Annotated in this window: 16 protein-coding genes; 4 read left to right on the top strand and 12 right to left on the bottom strand. The window is 70.0% G+C overall.

Annotated elements, in window-relative coordinates:
• Positions 1 to 86: 86 nt before the first annotated feature.
• From ABD220_RS04015 to ABD220_RS04000, 4 genes are all read right to left on the bottom strand, one after another.
• Positions 87 to 332 carry a hypothetical protein gene (locus ABD220_RS04015; protein WP_344120046.1) on the bottom strand — a complete coding sequence of 82 codons (246 nt, stop codon included), beginning with the start codon at positions 330 to 332 and terminating at the stop codon, positions 87 to 89.
• Positions 333 to 362: 30 nt separating this feature from the next.
• Positions 363 to 2,693 carry a heavy metal translocating P-type ATPase gene (locus tag ABD220_RS04010; protein ID WP_344120044.1) on the bottom strand — a complete coding sequence of 777 codons (2,331 nt, stop codon included), beginning with the start codon at positions 2,691 to 2,693 and terminating at the stop codon, positions 363 to 365.
• A gap of 73 nt (positions 2,694 to 2,766) precedes the next feature.
• Positions 2,767 to 3,600, bottom strand: coding sequence for a heavy-metal-associated domain-containing protein (locus tag ABD220_RS04005; protein WP_344120042.1), 834 nt, complete (start codon positions 3,598 to 3,600; stop codon positions 2,767 to 2,769).
• Between the two features lie 131 nt (positions 3,601 to 3,731).
• Entirely contained in the window at positions 3,732 to 3,944 is a 213-nt protein-coding gene (locus tag ABD220_RS04000) for a heavy-metal-associated domain-containing protein (RefSeq protein WP_344120040.1), read from the bottom strand.
• A gap of 478 nt (positions 3,945 to 4,422) precedes the next feature.
• Between ABD220_RS04000 and ABD220_RS03995 the strand changes: the two genes are divergently transcribed.
• From ABD220_RS03995 to ABD220_RS03985, 3 genes are all read left to right on the top strand, one after another.
• Complete coding sequence (locus ABD220_RS03995) at positions 4,423 to 4,833, top strand: four-helix bundle copper-binding protein (RefSeq protein WP_344120038.1); 411 nt, start codon at positions 4,423 to 4,425, stop codon at positions 4,831 to 4,833.
• A gap of 176 nt (positions 4,834 to 5,009) precedes the next feature.
• Positions 5,010 to 5,168 carry a hypothetical protein gene (locus tag ABD220_RS03990; RefSeq protein ID WP_344120036.1) on the top strand — a complete coding sequence of 53 codons (159 nt, stop codon included), beginning with the start codon at positions 5,010 to 5,012 and terminating at the stop codon, positions 5,166 to 5,168.
• 334 nt (positions 5,169 to 5,502) lie between these two features.
• Complete coding sequence (locus ABD220_RS03985) at positions 5,503 to 6,195, top strand: DUF305 domain-containing protein (protein WP_344120034.1); 693 nt, start codon at positions 5,503 to 5,505, stop codon at positions 6,193 to 6,195.
• 87 nt (positions 6,196 to 6,282) lie between these two features.
• Here the strand turns inward: ABD220_RS03985 and ABD220_RS03980 are convergent, their stop codons facing one another.
• From ABD220_RS03980 to ABD220_RS03945, 8 genes are all read right to left on the bottom strand, one after another.
• Entirely contained in the window at positions 6,283 to 7,644 is a 1,362-nt protein-coding gene (locus ABD220_RS03980) for an APC family permease (protein ID WP_344120032.1), read from the bottom strand.
• Positions 7,645 to 7,681: 37 nt separating this feature from the next.
• Positions 7,682 to 9,169, bottom strand: coding sequence for a multicopper oxidase family protein (locus ABD220_RS03975; RefSeq protein ID WP_344120030.1), 1,488 nt, complete (start codon positions 9,167 to 9,169; stop codon positions 7,682 to 7,684).
• The gene (locus ABD220_RS03970) at positions 9,166 to 9,441 is read right to left on the bottom strand and encodes an SHOCT domain-containing protein (RefSeq protein ID WP_344120028.1); all 276 of its coding nucleotides are present in this window, start codon (positions 9,439 to 9,441) and stop codon (positions 9,166 to 9,168) included. Before ABD220_RS03970 ends, ABD220_RS03975 begins: the two co-directional genes overlap by 4 nt.
• A gap of 86 nt (positions 9,442 to 9,527) precedes the next feature.
• Positions 9,528 to 10,184 carry a DUF305 domain-containing protein gene (locus ABD220_RS03965; protein WP_344120026.1) on the bottom strand — a complete coding sequence of 219 codons (657 nt, stop codon included), beginning with the start codon at positions 10,182 to 10,184 and terminating at the stop codon, positions 9,528 to 9,530.
• A gap of 52 nt (positions 10,185 to 10,236) precedes the next feature.
• A complete protein-coding gene (locus tag ABD220_RS03960; protein WP_344120024.1) occupies positions 10,237 to 12,465 on the bottom strand; it encodes a copper-translocating P-type ATPase in 2,229 nt (742 codons plus the stop codon).
• Positions 12,466 to 12,517: 52 nt separating this feature from the next.
• Positions 12,518 to 12,844: a heavy-metal-associated domain-containing protein gene (locus ABD220_RS03955; RefSeq protein WP_344120022.1), complete on the bottom strand. Its 327-nt coding sequence runs from the start codon at positions 12,842 to 12,844 to the stop codon at positions 12,518 to 12,520.
• A gap of 94 nt (positions 12,845 to 12,938) precedes the next feature.
• On the bottom strand, positions 12,939 to 14,084 hold the full coding sequence (locus ABD220_RS03950; RefSeq protein ID WP_344120020.1) for a sensor histidine kinase: 1,146 nt from the start codon (positions 14,082 to 14,084) through the stop codon (positions 12,939 to 12,941).
• Positions 14,081 to 14,782: a response regulator transcription factor gene (locus ABD220_RS03945; RefSeq protein WP_344120018.1), complete on the bottom strand. Its 702-nt coding sequence runs from the start codon at positions 14,780 to 14,782 to the stop codon at positions 14,081 to 14,083. The genes ABD220_RS03950 and ABD220_RS03945 overlap by 4 nt, the downstream gene beginning before the upstream one ends.
• Before the next feature lie 159 nt (positions 14,783 to 14,941).
• Here ABD220_RS03945 and ABD220_RS03940 point away from each other — a divergent pair, with 159 nt between their 5' ends.
• A complete protein-coding gene (locus ABD220_RS03940; protein ID WP_344120016.1) occupies positions 14,942 to 15,820 on the top strand; it encodes a F510_1955 family glycosylhydrolase in 879 nt (292 codons plus the stop codon).
• Positions 15,821 to 15,878: the final 58 nt, after the last annotated feature.

The following is a 15,878-nucleotide window of genomic DNA, read 5'->3' as shown; positions in this document are numbered from 1 at the left end:
TTTCCGTGAGTGCCGTAGGGGCCGGCGGCTCCGGGCCAGCTGTGGGGCTGGTCCGGAGCCGCCGGCCCAAGGGGTACTGGGTGGGGTCAGGCGGGCACGTACTTGGCGGGGTCGGCGTCGAAGGCGGGGCCGCAACCGGCGCAGCAGAGCCAGTATCGCTGGCCCTGGTAGTCGCGGACGAGCCCTGCGGCCTCGGCATCGGCCTTGACGACCTGGTTGCCGGGCATCACCGGGCACTCGGCCGTCTCGTCGCCGGAGACCCCAGCTCGGTGGCCGTCGGCCAGCCCATGGTGATGGCCGTGCTCGTCGTGGTGGTGGTCGTGATGGCACATAAGCGGTGTTCCTTTCGACCGGTGGGTGGTTCAGGCCTCGATCGGTTCCCGCGTGCGGAGGCGCGGGGTCACCGATGACGGCTGGGGGTCGATTGCCTGGCTGGTGAAGGAGCGCAGACGCAGGCTGTTGCTGACCACGAAGACGGACGAGAAGGCCATGGCGGCTCCGGCGAGCATGGGGTTGAGCAGTCCGAAGGCGGCCAGGGGGATGGCTGCGGTGTTGTAGGCGAAGGCCCAGAACAGGTTCGTCTTGATCGTTCTCAGCGTGCGTCGGGAGAGCCGGATCGCGTCCGCGGCGGCCCGCAGATCCCCGCGCACCAGCGTGATGTCGGCGGCCTCGATGGCCACATCGGTGCCGGTGCCCATGGCCAGACCGAGATTGGCCTGGGCCAGGGCGGGAGCGTCGTTGACGCCGTCACCGACCATCGCCACGGTCTTGCCCTGCTCCTGGAGCTTCGCAATGACGTCGGCCTTGTCCTTTGGGAGCACCTCGGCGATGACCTCCTCGATGCCGACCTCTGCAGCGACCTGGGCGGCCACGGCCTGGTTGTCGCCGGTAAGCAGCACCGGGGTCAGGCCCAGCTCCTTGAACTGGGCGATGGCCTGGACGCTGGTGGGCTTGACCTCATCGGCGACCACGAGGATGCCGCGTGCTTGCCCGTCCCAGCCAACCGCCACCGCGGTCTTGCCCTGGGCCTCGGCGGCCTGCTTGGCCTGGCGCAGATCATCGTCGAGGTGCTGGGCCCACTCGGCCAGTAGGGCCTCACGACCCACCAGCACGGCATGGCCCTCGACGACCCCCTGGACTCCGCGGCCTTCGATGTTCTCGAAGGACTCCGGTGTGGGCAGGTCTCCCACCTCAGCGGTGGCGCCGGTGGCGATGGCCTGGGCGATGGGGTGCTCGGAGGCGTCCTCCACGGCACCGGCCAGGCGCAGCAGCTCGGCCCGGGTCACACCGGGGGCGGGGATCGCCTCGGCCAGGGTCATCTTGCCGGTGGTGACGGTGCCGGTCTTATCCAGCACGATCGTGTCGATCCGCCGGGTGGACTCCAGCACCTCGGGTCCTTTGATCAGCACGCCCATCTGGGCGCCTCGGCCGGTGCCGACCAGCAGCGCGGTTGGGGTGGCCAGGCCCAGGGCGCAGGGGCAGGCGATGATCAGCACCGCCACCGCGGCCGTGAAGCCGGCCGAGAGGGGGAACCCGGCGCCGATCCACGCCCCGAGGGTGGCCACGGCGATCGCGATGGCGATGGGCACGAAGACGGCCGAGACCCGGTCGGCCAGACGCTGAATCTCGGCTTTGCCGGATTGGGCGTCCTCGACCAGCTGGGCCATCTGCGCCAACTGCGTATCCGCACCGACCCTCGTGGCGCGCACGACGAGCCGGCCTCCCGCGTTGACGGTGGCACCGGTGACCGCGTCCCCCGCGGCCACCTCCACCGGTACCGACTCACCGGTGAGCATGGAGGCGTCGATAGCACTCGTGCCGGAAACGATGACCCCATCCGTGGCGATCTTCTCCCCGGGGCGCACGAGGAACTCATCACCCACGGTCAGGTCCTCGATGGGGATGCGCTGTTCGCGCCCCTCGCGCATGACAGCGACGTCCTTGGCCCCAAGCTCCAGCAGGGCGCGAAGGGCCGCCCCAGCCCGGCGCTTAGAGCGCTTCTCGAAGTAGCGGCCGAGCAGGATGAAGGTGATCACGCCCGCGGCGACCTCGAGGTAGATGTTGCCCAGCCCGTGGGAGGGGGAGATGGTCAGTTCGAAGGGGTGCACCATCCCGGGCTGGCCGGCCGTGCCGAAGAACAGTGCCACGATCGACCACAGCAGGGCCGCGGTGGTGCCCAGCGAGATCAGGGTGTCCATGGTCGCTGTGCCGTGGCGCAGGTTCAGCCACGCGGCTCGGTGGAAGGGCCAGCCGGCCCACACCACCACGGGTGCGGCGAGCACGAGGGAGGCGAAGCCCCAGTAGTCGAACTGCAGGGCGGGAATCATCGCCATCGCAATCACCGGCACCGCGAGAACTGCCGCCCCGATCAGACGCTGCCGCAGGGTACTCAGCTCGACGTCCTCCGCCGTTGCCTCCTCGGCCGTTGCTTCATCGGGGTCGGCCTGCCGAGGTGCTGGTAGTGCGGCGGTGTAACCAGTCTTCTCCACCTCGGCGATCAGGTCCTGCGGGTCATACCCGGCCGGGGCACTGACGCGGGCCTTCTCCGTGGCGTAGTTGACGCTGGCGCTCACGCCCTCGAGCTTGTTGAGCTTGCGCTCGATCCGGTTGGCGCACGAGGCGCAGGTCATCCCACCGATCTCGAGCTCGACGTCGGTGCCTAGCGCCTGCGGCTGGGCCGAGGATGCAGACATGTGGTGCTTCTTTCTCTCGATAGGGGCGCCACCGATCCGGTCGCGACGCTCTCAGCGGTGGGCCGGGAACGGGTCAGTGCTCGCCGTGGCCCTCAGCTGTAGCGCCAGCCGAGGGCTTAGTGTCAGCTGCCCCGGTGGTGTTGAGGGCGAACTGGGCGGTGTGGACCTGCCCGTCGACCTGGAAGTCGAAGTAGAGGAAGTAGCGACCAGGGGTCGGGGCCGTGGTTGCGAACTCGACGTCGGGCCCGGAGACCTCGCCGGCGACCGGCTCAGCACCTTCGGGGTGGACGTGCAGGTAGGCCAGATCCCCGGCGCGCAACGCGACCAGGTGCCCGTAGGCACCCAGGTAGGGCTCCAAGGTGGTGACCGGTTGTCCGTCACGGGTGACGCTGATGGTCAAATCCGAGGTGGATCCGGCCGACAGGTCGCCTTCCACGGAGACCTGGAACCCATCGACCTCATAGGTAGCGGTCACCTCCGGGGCGGACGGAGCGAAGGCCCCGGCCACATCCACGGTGGAAGTCAACGTCAGATTCTGCCCCGCACCGGCCGGCACGACATCGGCGTAGACCCGGTAGGTGCCGGCCGCCTCCCACTGCCACGGCAGCGACCAGCGCCCAGCCTCGTCCATCACCGGGTGCACGTGACGGAACCCGGTGCCATCGGTGCGCACCACGATCAGGTGCATCTGTCTCTCGTGGGAGGTCTCGAATTCGGTCACCGGGGCCCCATCGGGCCCGGTGATCGTCAACGACAGCTCCCCGGCGTCCCCGGTGGTCCCCGGCGCGGTGACCTCCTGGAGGAGGTAGCCATTCTGCTCCATGCTCACGCCCTGAGGGGTGTGTCCCGCGTGGCTGTCAGAGGTGGTCTCGACCGGATCCTGGCCGCTGTCGGTGTGCTGGGTCATCTGGGTTCCTTCCGTCTGCTGTGTCCAGGCCGACACTGTCGTCTCTGGCACTACGGCCCCGGCCGCCGCGAAGGCCCCGGTGAACACCACCGCCAGCCCCGCTGCGTAGGCCCCTAGCCGCGCGGCGGCGTTCACACCGACCGCGCTGCCTGGTAGCCGGCCTCCTCGACCGCGGCGATGACCGCCCCCTCATCCACCGGCTGATTGCTGGTGACGGTGAGCTGGCCGCTCTGGTGGCTGACCTCCACCCCGGTCACGCCCGCGATCTCCTGGACCTCCTCACGCACCGACATTTCGCAGTGTCCGCAGGTCATCCCGGTCACCTGGAATTGAGTGGTCGTCATGGTCTCGTCCCTCCCGACTTTTTACCCCTTGGGGGTATATTTATAGTTACAGGTTTACCCCCCGGGGGTACATGTGTCAAGTGGTCTACGGGGAGGAAAAGCGGTGGCAGCTCGAGGGGGAGGCCATGTGGTCGCGAGGGGTTTCGTCGTGCACCATCCACGACCTGGCTTGAGGGTGAACGCCACTTGGGCCAGACCTGGGGTGCTTGCTGGTGGCAGGGATGCACCGAGGAGGGAGCAGTTGCCGATGCTGTATGCATGCTGGCCCTCAGGTGCCGGATGGATCACTATATTTGGCCCGCTTCGCCGAGATGAGAGCCAGTTGGAGGGGTTCCGCTGTGCGCTCCTGAGGTGTCGATCTTCATCAAATCTTCAAGCTTTCGGGCTACGTCACACAGAAAAGGCAGTCTACTGTCGATGGCATGGCGGGCTGGCTCCGACCGGTTCGTCTCCTGCTGAACCGACGAAGGAGCAAGCCATGACTCATCACGTGAGCGCGATGCTGGAGACCTACCCGAAGGACCTCGGCGGGGTGGACAAGGAGAAGCTGGCCGCCTGTATCGAGGCTTGTTTCGAGTGCGCCCAGATCTGCACCGCCTGCGCCGATGCCTGCCTGTCCGAGGACATGGTCGCGGAGCTGACCAAGTGCATCCGCACCAACCTCGACTGCGCGGACCTGTGCGAGGCCACCGGGCGTGTGCTCTCCCGTCACACCGGCTACGACGCGAACATCACCTTGGATGCGATCCGGGCCTGCCAGATGGCCTGCAAGGCATGCGCCGATGAGTGCGAGAAGCACGCGGATATGCACGAGCACTGCCGGATCTGTGCCGAGGCCTGCCGTCGTTGCGAGGCGGCTTGCGCCGAACTGGTCGCCTCCCTGGGCTGAACCAGCCCCTTCAGACCCATCACCCGGGCGGCGGGGGCGGTAAGAAGGTCCGTGGCCGGCTGGGATCGGCACCACGGGCCACCCCAGACCTGTAGAAGGCAGGGCGCCGCCATGACGCACCTGCCGTCCGGGTGGTGCACCGAATGCACAAGAAGGTCACCAGAAGAACGAGAATCATGACGACGAACGCGGGCGCCCGCAAGCAGAGCCATGAGGACAAGGCCGCCCACCACGGCACCTCGAACCGGATGTACTGGATCTTCGCGGCCATCCTGTTGGTCAACCTCGGGCTGATGTGGGTGTTGACGATCAGGAGCTGTGCACCACCATCGTGAAAACCCAGCAGGAGGAAATCGCCCAGATGCATGACATCCTCAAGCGCTACGAATGACCCGCTGAACGAGGGCCGAACCGGGCTGCTGACGGTCGGCACCTGATGTGCATCACAGGCCGGTGGAGGCCGCTGAACGGCCTTCACCGGTGCAAGAGGAAACTCGGCCGGACGCCTGGCCCGACCGCTCCACCTGGTTTCCTCTCCCCCCTCTCCGGTACTGCAGACGGGTTCGTGCCTCCCACCGTGGCGAACCACGGTCCGCCCGAGGCCGCCCGTCTGGAAATTGAACCGGGTTCATCCTCCGGGCCTGTTCGCACCGAAAGAGAAACCTGATCATGCTTCCCACCCTGACCCGCGGCCGCCAAATTACCGCAGCTGCTGCCAGCCTCACCCTCGCTGCAACCTTGCTGGGCGGAGCCACCGCCCCGGTCCTCGCCCATGGGGAGGCCACCCAGGTCTCCTCCCACAGCCAGACGGAGATGCTCCAGCCGGACCCGACCTCCCCGACCGCCTACGAGTTCGGTGAGACCCTGGCCGGGCTGGAGGGCGAGGAACTGGAGATCACGTTCCTGGCCGAGATCATCGGCCACCACCGGGCCGCGATCGAGATGGCCCAGCTGGAGCTCGAGCGCGGGACCAGCCCGGACATCCGCACCCACGCGGAGAACATCATCGCCAATCAGCAGCACCAGATCGACCAGTTCACCCGGTGGCTCGATGAGTGGTACGGGTTGACCCCCGAGGAAGCCATGGCTCAGGCCCCGGCAGAAGCCCAGGAGGAAATGAAGGTCCTGGAGGAGGAGACCCAGATGATGGTCGAAGAACTGTCGGCTGTTGAGGCCGGCGAGGACTTCGATGTCGCCTTCGTGCAGAAGATGATTTCACACCACAACAGCGGGATCATCGAGTTCCTTGAGCTGCAGTCCCGCGCTGATCATGCCCAGCTGCGGGTGGCCTCCAGTGCAGGGATCACCGCGCAACAGGCCCAGCTCGCGGATCTCCGCACCTGGCTGGCCGGCCAGAACTGAACGAGCACGCTCATGGTGAGGGGCCCGTCGGTGGACGGGCCCCTCACCATGAGCGTGCTCGCGACCGGTTCCGGGGGTGAAGTGAAACTACTGCCCGGTGCTGTTCGCTCCGTCGCGCCGGCGGACGGCGATCCACTGCGCCACGACGACGACCAGGGCGACCACGGCGGTGATCACCAGAGTGAACGGGTCCGACTGGGCCTTCAGCAGCACGAACGGCACGAGGACCGCGACGTCGAGGGCGATCGCGGTCCAGGGGATCCAGGGCTTGGCCCCGACGTCGTCCCGGAGGTGGCGGAGGATGCCGAGGTGGATGGCGATGTCCATGGCCAGATACAGGATGGCGCCGAGGGCGGCGATCTGGGACAAGTCGAAGAAGGCGGCCATCAGGATCGCCAGACCGGCGGTGATGTACAGCGACTGGTGGCGCTCCTTCCCCGGCAGCCCAGGGGCCTGGCCCATGTCGCGGAGCATGTCGTATAGCTTCGAGACCGAGAACAGGCTCGCGATCAGCCCCGACAGGGTCGCGACGACCGCGATCACCACGGTCAGCGTCACACCCCAGGCGCCGAACATCGGCTCGGCAGCCTCGGCCAGGGCATAGTCCCGGGCCGCCACGATCTGCGGCACGGTCAGGCTGCCGGTGACCGCGACGGTGATCAGCAGGTAGAGCACCGTGCACAGGGCAATGGAGATCATGATGGAGCGGCCGATGTTGCGCTCCGGCCGCTGCAGGTCCGCGCCCTGGTTGGTGATCGTGGTGAAGCCCTTGTACGCCAGGATGCACAGGGTGGTCCCGGCCAGGAAGCCCAGCCACCCCTGCTCCGGCGGGGTGCGGTCGGCGGCGGTGAACAGCCGCCCCAGGGAGGACACTCCCGCGGCGAGGATGCCGGCGATCGCCAGCACGGCGATCCCGACGATCTTGATCGCCGCGGTCACCGTGGTGGAGCGCTCCACCCACCGGTTGCCCACCAGATTGACCAGGGCGGCGGCCGCGATGGCCAGCACCGCCAGCACCGCCACCCACACGGCGGAGCCCTGCAGGCCGAAGGGGCGCAGCAGGTAGGTGCCGAAGGTGCGGCCCAGCAGGGATTCGGCCAGGATCATCGACACGTACATGAACAGGGAGAACGAGCCGGCCACCACCCCCGGGCCGTAGGCGGCCTTGAGCAGCATCGCGATCCCGCCGGCGGACGGGTTGGTGGCCGAGTAGCGGATGTAGGAGTAGGAGCTGAACGCCACGACCACGGCTCCGGCGAGGAACGCCCAGGGCACCCAGCCGCCGGCCAGCTCGGCGACCTGCCCCACGAGGGCGAAGATGCCCGCGCCGATCATCACCCCCGTCCCCAGGGCGACGGACCCGGTCAGGGACAGCTTCTGCCCCCGGTCCTGCTGCCCCTCCGTCCCGTGTGGCTCGTCCTGCTGGGTCGTCCGGTGTTCGTGCGCCATGTTCCTCCTTCGTTGTCCGGTGCGGTGTGCCGCGGTGTTAGCGGGCCTCGAAGGTGCCCATCATGCCGAGGTCCTCGTGGTCGAGGATGTGGCAGTGGTAGACGGTGCGGCCGGCGAAGTCGTCGAAGGCCACCCGGACCGTGACCTCCCCGAAGGCCGGGATGTTGACCACGTCCTGCCACCGCGGTGCGGCAACGTCGCGGCCGCCGTCTGCCACGACCTGCATGGGCCACACGTGCAGGTGCATCGGGTGGTCCATGGGGCTGGAGTTGGTCAGGGTCCATTCCTCCACGGTGCCTACCCGGACCTGCTGGTCGGTGCGATCGGGGTCGAACTGCTGCCCGTCGATCGTGAAGGACATCATCTGCCCGGGCCCGCGCCTGCTGCCCATCATGCCGCCCATCCCGCCCATGCCCATGGCGAAGTCCAGGGTGCGCCGGGCCTCGACCGGCTCCTCGCGCAGGTCCCGCAGCGCCGGGCCCGGGGGCACGGGGCCGGGGTCCGCGGCCCGGTCGCCGGTGACCTCGAGGGTGAGCAGGTCGATCGGCTCGTTGTTGCCGGGGCCGTCCCCGGGCATGGCCCCGCCCATCATCCCGTCCATGCTCCCGCGGTCCACGGAAGCGGCGGTCAGCGTGGAGGTGCCCTCGCGGGTGTCCACGAGCAGCTCCACCCGGTTGCCGGGGGCCAGGGTCACCTCGGTGAGCTCGACCGGCTCGGTCAGGCGGCCGACGTCGCGGCCGGACAGCCGCACGGTCTGCCCGTCCAGGGTCAGGCGCAGGTACCGGGACGGGCAGGCGTTGACGACCCGCCACAGCTCCCGTTCCCCCGGTGCCGCGGTGGCTTCGGGGCGGACCTGGCCGTTGACCAGCACGGTCTCGCCCTCCCGGCCCATCATCTGCTCGGGCGGGGAGACCTCGGCGAGGTGGCCGGAGTCGTCCAAGGTGAGGTCGGAGACCACCAGGACCCGCTCGCGGGCCACCGGGACGGGGTCGGGGTCCTCGACGACGAGGGCACCGTAGAGGCCCGCCGCCAGCTGGTCGGCCACGTGCCCGTGGTGGTGCGGGTGGTACCAGTAGGTGCCCGGCGGGTGGTCGCCCGGCAGAACGAACTCGTAGTCGAAGGACTCCCCCGGTCCGATGCTCACGAAGGGATTGTCCCCGTTGGCCCGCGGGGAGACGTGCAGCCCGTGCACGTGCAGGTTCGTCGGGGCCTCCAGAGCGTTGGTCATCGCCACCCGGATCGTGTCGCCGGGCCGGACCCGCAGGGTGGGTCCGGGCAGCGAGCCGTTGAACGCCTGCACGTTCGCCTCCCGCGCCCCGATCCGCACCTGGGCGGGGGCGGCGTCCAGGGCCAGGTCCAGGACGCCATCCCGGCTGGTCAGCATCTCGGGCTGCACCAGCTCTCGGCGGCTGCCGAGGGTCTCGCCGCCGCCGCCGGTCCACCACAGCCCGGCCCCGCCCACGGCCGCGGCGCCGGCCCCGGCCGCGCCCAGGGCCAGTAGCTGCCGGCGGGTCAGCGGGCTCACCGGTCGCCCTCCTCCAGGGTCCGCAGCCGCTCCCGGTACTCCTCGGTGCTGATCTCCCCGCGGGCGTAGCGCTCCTCGAGGATCCCCCGGGACCGGGGCGGACCCGCGCCCGTGGGCGGTGGGGCGGCACCGCCCTGCCGGGTCCCGCCGCCCGAGCTCCCGGTGAACGCGTTCACGAGCACGAAGATCAGCACGACCGTGCCCAGGATCAGCAGGAGCCAGAAGACCCACATCCAGCCCATGCCCCATCCCATGCCTTCGCCCCACATCATCGCGGTCCTCCTTCGTCGATCGGTTCGCTGGTTCCTGCAGAGCGCCGCACGAGGGCGACGACGCCGGGCGCCCGGGGGGGGGGCGGTCAGGAACCGTCCGGAAGCTCCTGGAGCATCCGCTCCATCTCGGCGATCTCCGCCTCCTGGTCCTCGACCACCTGACGGGCCAGTTCGAGGGCCTGGGGGTTCTGCCCCTGCTCGACCTGGTCCCGGGCCATCTCGACGGCGCCCTCGTGGTGGACGGTCATCTGCTCCAGGTACAGCCGGGCCGCGTCCTCACCCTCGGCCGTCTCGAGGGCCTGCATGTCCTCGGCCGTCATCATCCCGTCCGTGCCGGCATCGGAGCCGTGGTCCATCCCGTCCATGTCCTCGCCGTCCGCCGTGGGCTCGGCGTCCCAGGCTGCGAGCATGGCGTTCATGCGCTCGATCTCCGGGCCCTGGGCATCGATGACCTGCTGGGCGAAGTCGCGCGTCTCGGCCGGGACGTCCTCCTTGGCCAGCAGCATCTCGCTCATGTCCACGGCCTGCTCGTGGTGCGGAAGCATCATCTGGGCGAACATCACGTCCGCGTCGTTGTGCTCGGCCGAGATCGCTTCGCCGGAGGCCGGCGCGGTGCTCGTGGCCCCGGGGGCGGAGGTCTCCGTGCCCGTGCCGGTGTCCTGCTCGGTGATGCCGGTGCCGCAGCCGGCCAGGGCGAGGGCCGAGGCCAGGGCGAGGGTGCTGAGGGTGGTGGAACGCTTCACGGTGGGTGTCCTTCTTTTCGGTTCGGGGGTTGGGGGTCGAGGGGCTAAGGGATCAAGGGATCGAGGGCGGCTCAGCGGGCGGGGGCGGTGTCGGTCTGCTCGCGGTCCGGCGGTCCTCGGTGCCGGTGGCGGCCAGGTGCGCCGGGTCGAGGTCGAGCCGGCGCAGAAGCTGGGCGTTGAGTGCCACCACGATCGTGGACACCGACATCAGCACCGCACCCACGGCCGGGGACAGGACGATCCCGACCGGGGCCAGCACGCCGGCGGCCAGGGGCACGGCGACCACGTTGTAGCCGGCAGCCCACACGAGGTTCTGGATCATCTTCCGATAGCTGGCCCGGGACAGGTCGATCATCGACAGCACCGCCCGGGGGTCGTTGCCAGCCAGGACGACACCGGCCGACTCCATCGCCACGTCGGTGCCGGCCCCGATGGCGATGCCCACCTCGGCGCGGGCCAGGGCCGGGGCGTCGTTCACGCCGTCGCCGACCATCGCCACGGTCAGGCCGCGGTTCTGCAGCTCGACGACCTTGGTGTCCTTGTCCTGCGGCAGGACCTCGGCGAAGACCTCGTCGATGCCCAGGTCACGGCCGACGGCGTCGGCCACCTGGCGGGCGTCGCCGGTGATCATCGCCACACGCACCCCCCTGTCCTGCAGGGCGGCCACGGCGGCGCGGGACTCGGGACGGACCTTGTCCTCCAGGGCCAGCGCCCCGATGACGTCTCCGTCCCGGAGGACGTGGAGCACGCCGGCGCCGCGCTCGACCCACCCGCGGGTGGTCTCGGCGATCGACGCCGGCGTGGACAGGCCGAGCTCGCGCAGCATGTTCGGACCGCCCACCATGACGTCCGCACCGTTGACGGTGGCCTTCACCCCGCGGCCGGTGGCGGCGGTGAAGCCGGTGCCGCGCAGCCCCAGCCGCTGCGCCTCGGCGTCCTGGGTGGCTGCGGTCACGATGGCCCGGGCCACGGGGTGCTCGCTGTCAGCCTCCGCGGCCGCAGCCCAGGCCAGCAGCTCGCCTTCGGAGAGCCCGGGGACGGGAGCCGTGCCGGTGACCGCGTGCGCGCCCGCGGTGAGGGTGCCGGTCTTGTCGAAGAGCACCACGTCGATGGTGCGTATCCGCTCCAGGGCCAGCCGGTCCTTGATCAGCACCCCGGCGCGGGCAGCGCGCTCGGTGGAGATCGCGATGACCAGCGGGATGGCCAGCCCCAGGGCGTGGGGGCAGGCGATGACCAGCACGGTCACGGTCCGGATCACCGCGTCGTCGGGGCTGCCCAGCACCGTCCAGGCGGCGGCGGTGAGCACACCGGCGGCCAGGGCGAACCAGAAGAGCAGGGCCGCGGCCCGGTCGGCCAGGGCCTGGGCCCGGGAGGAGGACTGCTGGGCGGCGGCGACCATCCGCTGGATCCCGGCCAGGGCGGTGTCGGCGCCGACGGCCTCCACCCGCACGCGCACGGTGGTGTCGGTGGCCACGGTCCCGGCGACCACCGTGTCGCCGGGCCCCCTGCCGACGGCCTTGGACTCGCCGGTGATCATGGACTCGTCGAACTCGGCTGTACCCACGACGATCTCCCCGTCGGCCGGCACGCGCGCCCCGGGGCGGATCAGCACCACATCACCCACGGCCAGCTCGGCGATCGGGACGGTGACGGTGCCCCCGTCGAGGACCCTCTCGGCCTCGTCGGGCAGCAACGCGGCCAGGGCGTCCAGGGCGGAGGACGCCGCCCCGAGGGCGCGCATCTCCATCCAGTGGCCCAGCAGCATGATGACCACCAGCAGGGCCAGCTCCCACCAGAAGTCGAGGTCGAACCCGCCGATCCCCAGGGTCGTCACCCAGGACGCCACGAAGGCGACGGTGATGGCCATAGCGATCAGCAGCATCATCCCCGGCTGCCGGGACTTCAGCTCGGTGAGCCCGCCCTTCAGGAACGGCGCCCCGCCGTAGAGGTAGATCACCGTGCCCAGCACCGGAGGGATCCAGGGGGAGCCCGGGAACTCGGGGATGTGGTAGCCCAGCAGGTGCCCGACCATCGGCGAGAAGACCACCACCGGGATGGCCAGCGCGAGGGAGAGCCAGAACTTGTTCTTGAACATCGCCGTGGAGTGCCCGGCGTGCTCCCCGTGGGTGTGGACCTGGTGGTCCTCGTCGATTGCCGAGTGGGCGTGGGCGTGCGGCATGGCCTGTCCGTGGGTGTCGGCATCAGCGTGCTGGTCCGTGCCGTGGCCGGTGTGCGCCTGGCCCGGGGCTGTGGGGTGGCCGTGGTGCTGCGGAGTGCTCATGACGTTCCTTTTCGCGCAGGTCCTTGGCGGACCGGGACAGTGGTCGGTCTCGTCAGAGGTTGACGAGGGTGTAACCGGCTTCTTCCACTGCGGCTCGAACTTCCTCCGTGCTCAGTGGGTGTTCGGCGGTGAGCGTGATGGTGGAGACCCCACCGACCACCAGGTCGATGTGCACCTCGCTCACGCCCTCGAGGGCGGTGAGCTCCTCGGTGACGCTGGTGGCGCAGTGGCCACAGGTCATGCCCTGAACCGGGTAGGTCGACGTCGTGCCGGCGGAGGGCGCCGTCCCGGCAGCAGGAGCGGCGTGCTCGGGGACCGGGGCGCAGCAGGCGCAGCCGGTGGAGGCCATCGGCAACGGGGAGCGGGTCTCGTAGGTCATCTCAAGCTCCTTCGATCGATTCGGGCGGCAGGACCGGGAACGTCCTCACCACCCCAGGTATATACCCCCTAGGGGTATAGTGCAAGGGGTGGGGTCATGCGGTGACCCTGGCCTCGCGGGGGCGGTGCCGGGTGGGGCGGGGCAGCTCCACGGTGAAGGCCGACCCGGCACCGGGCCCGGGGGAGGTGACACTCAGCGTCCCGCCGTGGGCCTCGACCAGCGCCCGGGAGATGGTCAGGCCGATTCCGGAGCCGCCGTGGTCGCGGTCACGGGCGGTGTCCCCGCGCCAGAAGCGCTCGAAGACCTGGGGCAGGTGCTCGGCGGCAATGCCGTCGCCGGTGTCGGCCACCACCAGGGCGAGCCGGTGCGGGCCGCGGGCGATAGCGCGCATGGTGACCGTGCCACCGGGTGAGGTGTGGCGTAGGGCGTTGGTGAGCAGGTTGCCCAGCACCTGGCCCATCCGCTGCCGATCCACCTCCACGACCCCGGCGGGGTCGCCAGCGTCGAGCAGTAGGTTCACGCCCTTGGCGGCGTAGGCCTCCCGGTGGGTCTCGACGGTTGTGCGGAGCAGATCCTCGACAGGTTGTGGGGTGCGGTCCAACTCGATCCGGCCCTCCTCGGCCCGGGACACGTCGTGGATGTCCTCGACCAGCCGGGTGAGGCGTGCGAGCTGGTCGGCCACGAGTTCGCCGGTGGTCTCGTCCCAGTGCGCCACTCCGTCCTGCAGCGCCTCGCAGTAGACGGTGAGCACCGAGATCGGGGTGCGCATTTCGTGGGCCAGGTCCGAGAGCATCCGCCGGCGAGTGTCCTCGGTGCGCTCGAGCCGGGTGGCCATGGTGTTGAACGAGGTGGCCACTGCATCCACCTCGGCGCCGGCGCCGAGGGCCGGGACCCGGGTGTCGTAGCTCCCGTGGGCCATGCCCTGGGCCGCTTCGGTGAGGGCGACCAGGGGACGTTGGAGGCGGCGAGTGAAGAACCAGGTCACCGCCGACGCGCACACTGCGGCGGTGCCCAGGGCCGCTCCCAGGATGATCAGGTTGGTGTCACGGTAGGCCTGCTCCACATGGAACAGCTCCGGGGAGTTCTCCGCGTGCCCGGCCATGATCAGGTGCTCGTGGAAGATCGGGGGCCCGGCCAGGGAAGCGACCACCACGGCGGCGAGGATGCTGGCGGCCACCACGATGGCCTGGGCCAGGAAGAACCGGGAGGCCAGCCCCCGGGGGCGTCGTCGTCGGCTCATCGGGCCACCATCCGGTAGCCGACCCCGCGCACGGTGTCGATGAAGGCGGCCTGGTCCTCCCCGAGCTTCCGGCGCAGGTGCCCGATGTGCACGTCCACGATCCGCTCGTCACCCACCCAAGCGGGGCCCCACACGGTGTCGATGAGCCGACGGCGGCTCAGCGCCTCGTGCGGCCGCTGCGCCAGGGCGGCCAGCAGCTCGAACTCGGTGCGGGTCAGCGCCACCGGCTCCTCGCCCACCCGTGCTTCGTGGGCGGCGAGGTCGACGGTCAGGTCCCCGAACACCCGGGCCGGCTCGAGCGGGGTCACGGTGGTGCGGGGCCGGCGCAGCACCGCGGCCACCCGCGCGACGAGCTCGCGCACGCTGAAAGGCTTGGTGATGTAGTCGTCGGCCCCGGCCGCCAGCCCGGCCAGCTTGTCCTCCTCGTCCCCGCGGGCGGTGAGCATCAGCACGTAGCACTCGGAGAAGCCGCGGATCCTGCGGCACACCTCGATGCCGTCCATCCCCGGCAGCCCCAGGTCCAGGACCACCACGTCCGGACTCCGGCCGTGGGCGGCCTCCACGGCCTCGGGGCCGGTGTGGACGGTGGTCACGTCATAGTCGGCGCGGGTCAGGTATGTGGCGATCATCTGGGCCAGGGGCTTCTCGTCATCGACCACCAGCACCCGCCCGGCCACCGCGTCAGTGCCAGGATTCATGCCTTCAGTGTCCCCCTCGGCCCCAGGTGCACCGGTGCCGGAGGCCGGTTGTGGGAGGAATCTTCGCCAAATCTTCAAGGGAAACCCCACAGGGCTCCTCCCCGGCCGATCGACAATGGTGGATGGCCTTCGCGAGGTAGTGCGAGGCGGAAAGGACCCATGACATCCCCCACCCGCAGAACCCTTCTCATCGGCGTCCTCGGCCTGCTTGGCACCGGCGCCCTGGCAGCCTGTACGTCTCCGGCGCAGACCCCGGCGCCACCGGATTCGGCCGGACCCAGCAGCACCGGCACAGCGATCACCCACGTGCACGCCATCACCCGCGACACCGGGACAGGGGAGGGGCCAGGGGTGATCCTGCTGGCCACCCACGAAGGGCTGTTCCGCCTCCAGGACCGGGAACTGACCCGGGTGGGCCCAATCGTGGATCTGATGGGCTTCACCGCTACGCCTGAGGGCCGCTATCTGGCCTCGGGTCACCCCGGCACCGGCACCGACCTGCCCGAACCGGTCGGACTGATCGAATCCACCGACCAGGGCCAGACCTGGCAGGTGCTCTCCCGAGGCGGGGAATCGGACTTCCACGCCCTGGCCGCCGGCCCCGATCGTGTGCTCGGCTTCGACGGCCAACTGCGCGCCAGCTCCAACGGGCGCACCTGGTCCACCCTTGAGATCCCCTCCGCCCCGGCCGCCCTGGCGGTCGCCCCGAGCACAGGCACCATCCTGGCCACCACCCAGGACAGGGTTCTGCGCTCCGCCGACGCCGGCGCCACCTGGGAGACCCTGGACACCCCGCAGCTGATGTCCCTGGTCGCCTGGGCCGATGAAAAGATCATCGTCGGGGCGGGGATCGACGGTCACCTACTGACCAGCCGCGATGCTGGGAAGACCTGGACGGCCAGCGACCAACCGGTCGGGGAGATCACCGCCCTGGGCGCAAGCACCACCGCGGACGGTGAGATCGAGGCTCTGATGGTGGCCGACAGCACCGTTCTGCGGACCATCGACGGCGGGAACACCACCGAACAGCTGCTCTGACCCGGTTCACACCCACCCGCTGGTGGGTGGTGTCCCTGGCGCGCCCAAAGTAGGGCAG

This window comes from Kocuria aegyptia (assembly GCF_039530085.1).
GTDB classification, from domain to species: domain Bacteria; phylum Actinomycetota; class Actinomycetes; order Actinomycetales; family Micrococcaceae; genus Kocuria; species Kocuria aegyptia.
The sequence above is the reverse complement of the archived record's forward strand: the minus strand, read 5'-3'. Positions and strand labels throughout refer to the sequence as shown.

What these genes read in the sequence shown, in the direction of transcription:
- ABD220_RS04010 (WP_344120044.1), bottom strand. Translation starts at nt 2,693, where the DNA reads ATGTCTGCATCCTCGGCCCAGCCGCAGGCGCTAGGCACCGACGTCGAG.
- ABD220_RS03940 (WP_344120016.1), top strand. Translation starts at nt 14,942, where the DNA reads ATGACATCCCCCACCCGCAGAACCCTTCTCATCGGCGTCCTCGGCCTG.
- ABD220_RS04005 (WP_344120042.1), bottom strand. Translation starts at nt 3,600, where the DNA reads ATGACCCAGCACACCGACAGCGGCCAGGATCCGGTCGAGACCACCTCT.
- ABD220_RS03960 (WP_344120024.1), bottom strand. Translation starts at nt 12,465, where the DNA reads ATGAGCACTCCGCAGCACCACGGCCACCCCACAGCCCCGGGCCAGGCG.
- ABD220_RS03950 (WP_344120020.1), bottom strand. Translation starts at nt 14,084, where the DNA reads ATGAGCCGACGACGACGCCCCCGGGGGCTGGCCTCCCGGTTCTTCCTG.
- ABD220_RS03995 (WP_344120038.1), top strand. Translation starts at nt 4,423, where the DNA reads ATGACTCATCACGTGAGCGCGATGCTGGAGACCTACCCGAAGGACCTC.
- ABD220_RS04015 (WP_344120046.1), bottom strand. Translation starts at nt 332, where the DNA reads ATGTGCCATCACGACCACCACCACGACGAGCACGGCCATCACCATGGG.
- ABD220_RS03955 (WP_344120022.1), bottom strand. Translation starts at nt 12,844, where the DNA reads ATGACCTACGAGACCCGCTCCCCGTTGCCGATGGCCTCCACCGGCTGC.
- ABD220_RS03985 (WP_344120034.1), top strand. Translation starts at nt 5,503, where the DNA reads ATGCTTCCCACCCTGACCCGCGGCCGCCAAATTACCGCAGCTGCTGCC.
- ABD220_RS04000 (WP_344120040.1), bottom strand. Translation starts at nt 3,944, where the DNA reads ATGACGACCACTCAATTCCAGGTGACCGGGATGACCTGCGGACACTGC.
- ABD220_RS03970 (WP_344120028.1), bottom strand. Translation starts at nt 9,441, where the DNA reads ATGATGTGGGGCGAAGGCATGGGATGGGGCATGGGCTGGATGTGGGTC.
- ABD220_RS03980 (WP_344120032.1), bottom strand. Translation starts at nt 7,644, where the DNA reads ATGGCGCACGAACACCGGACGACCCAGCAGGACGAGCCACACGGGACG.
- ABD220_RS03945 (WP_344120018.1), bottom strand. Translation starts at nt 14,782, where the DNA reads ATGAATCCTGGCACTGACGCGGTGGCCGGGCGGGTGCTGGTGGTCGAT.
- ABD220_RS03990 (WP_344120036.1), top strand. Translation starts at nt 5,010, where the DNA reads ATGACGACGAACGCGGGCGCCCGCAAGCAGAGCCATGAGGACAAGGCC.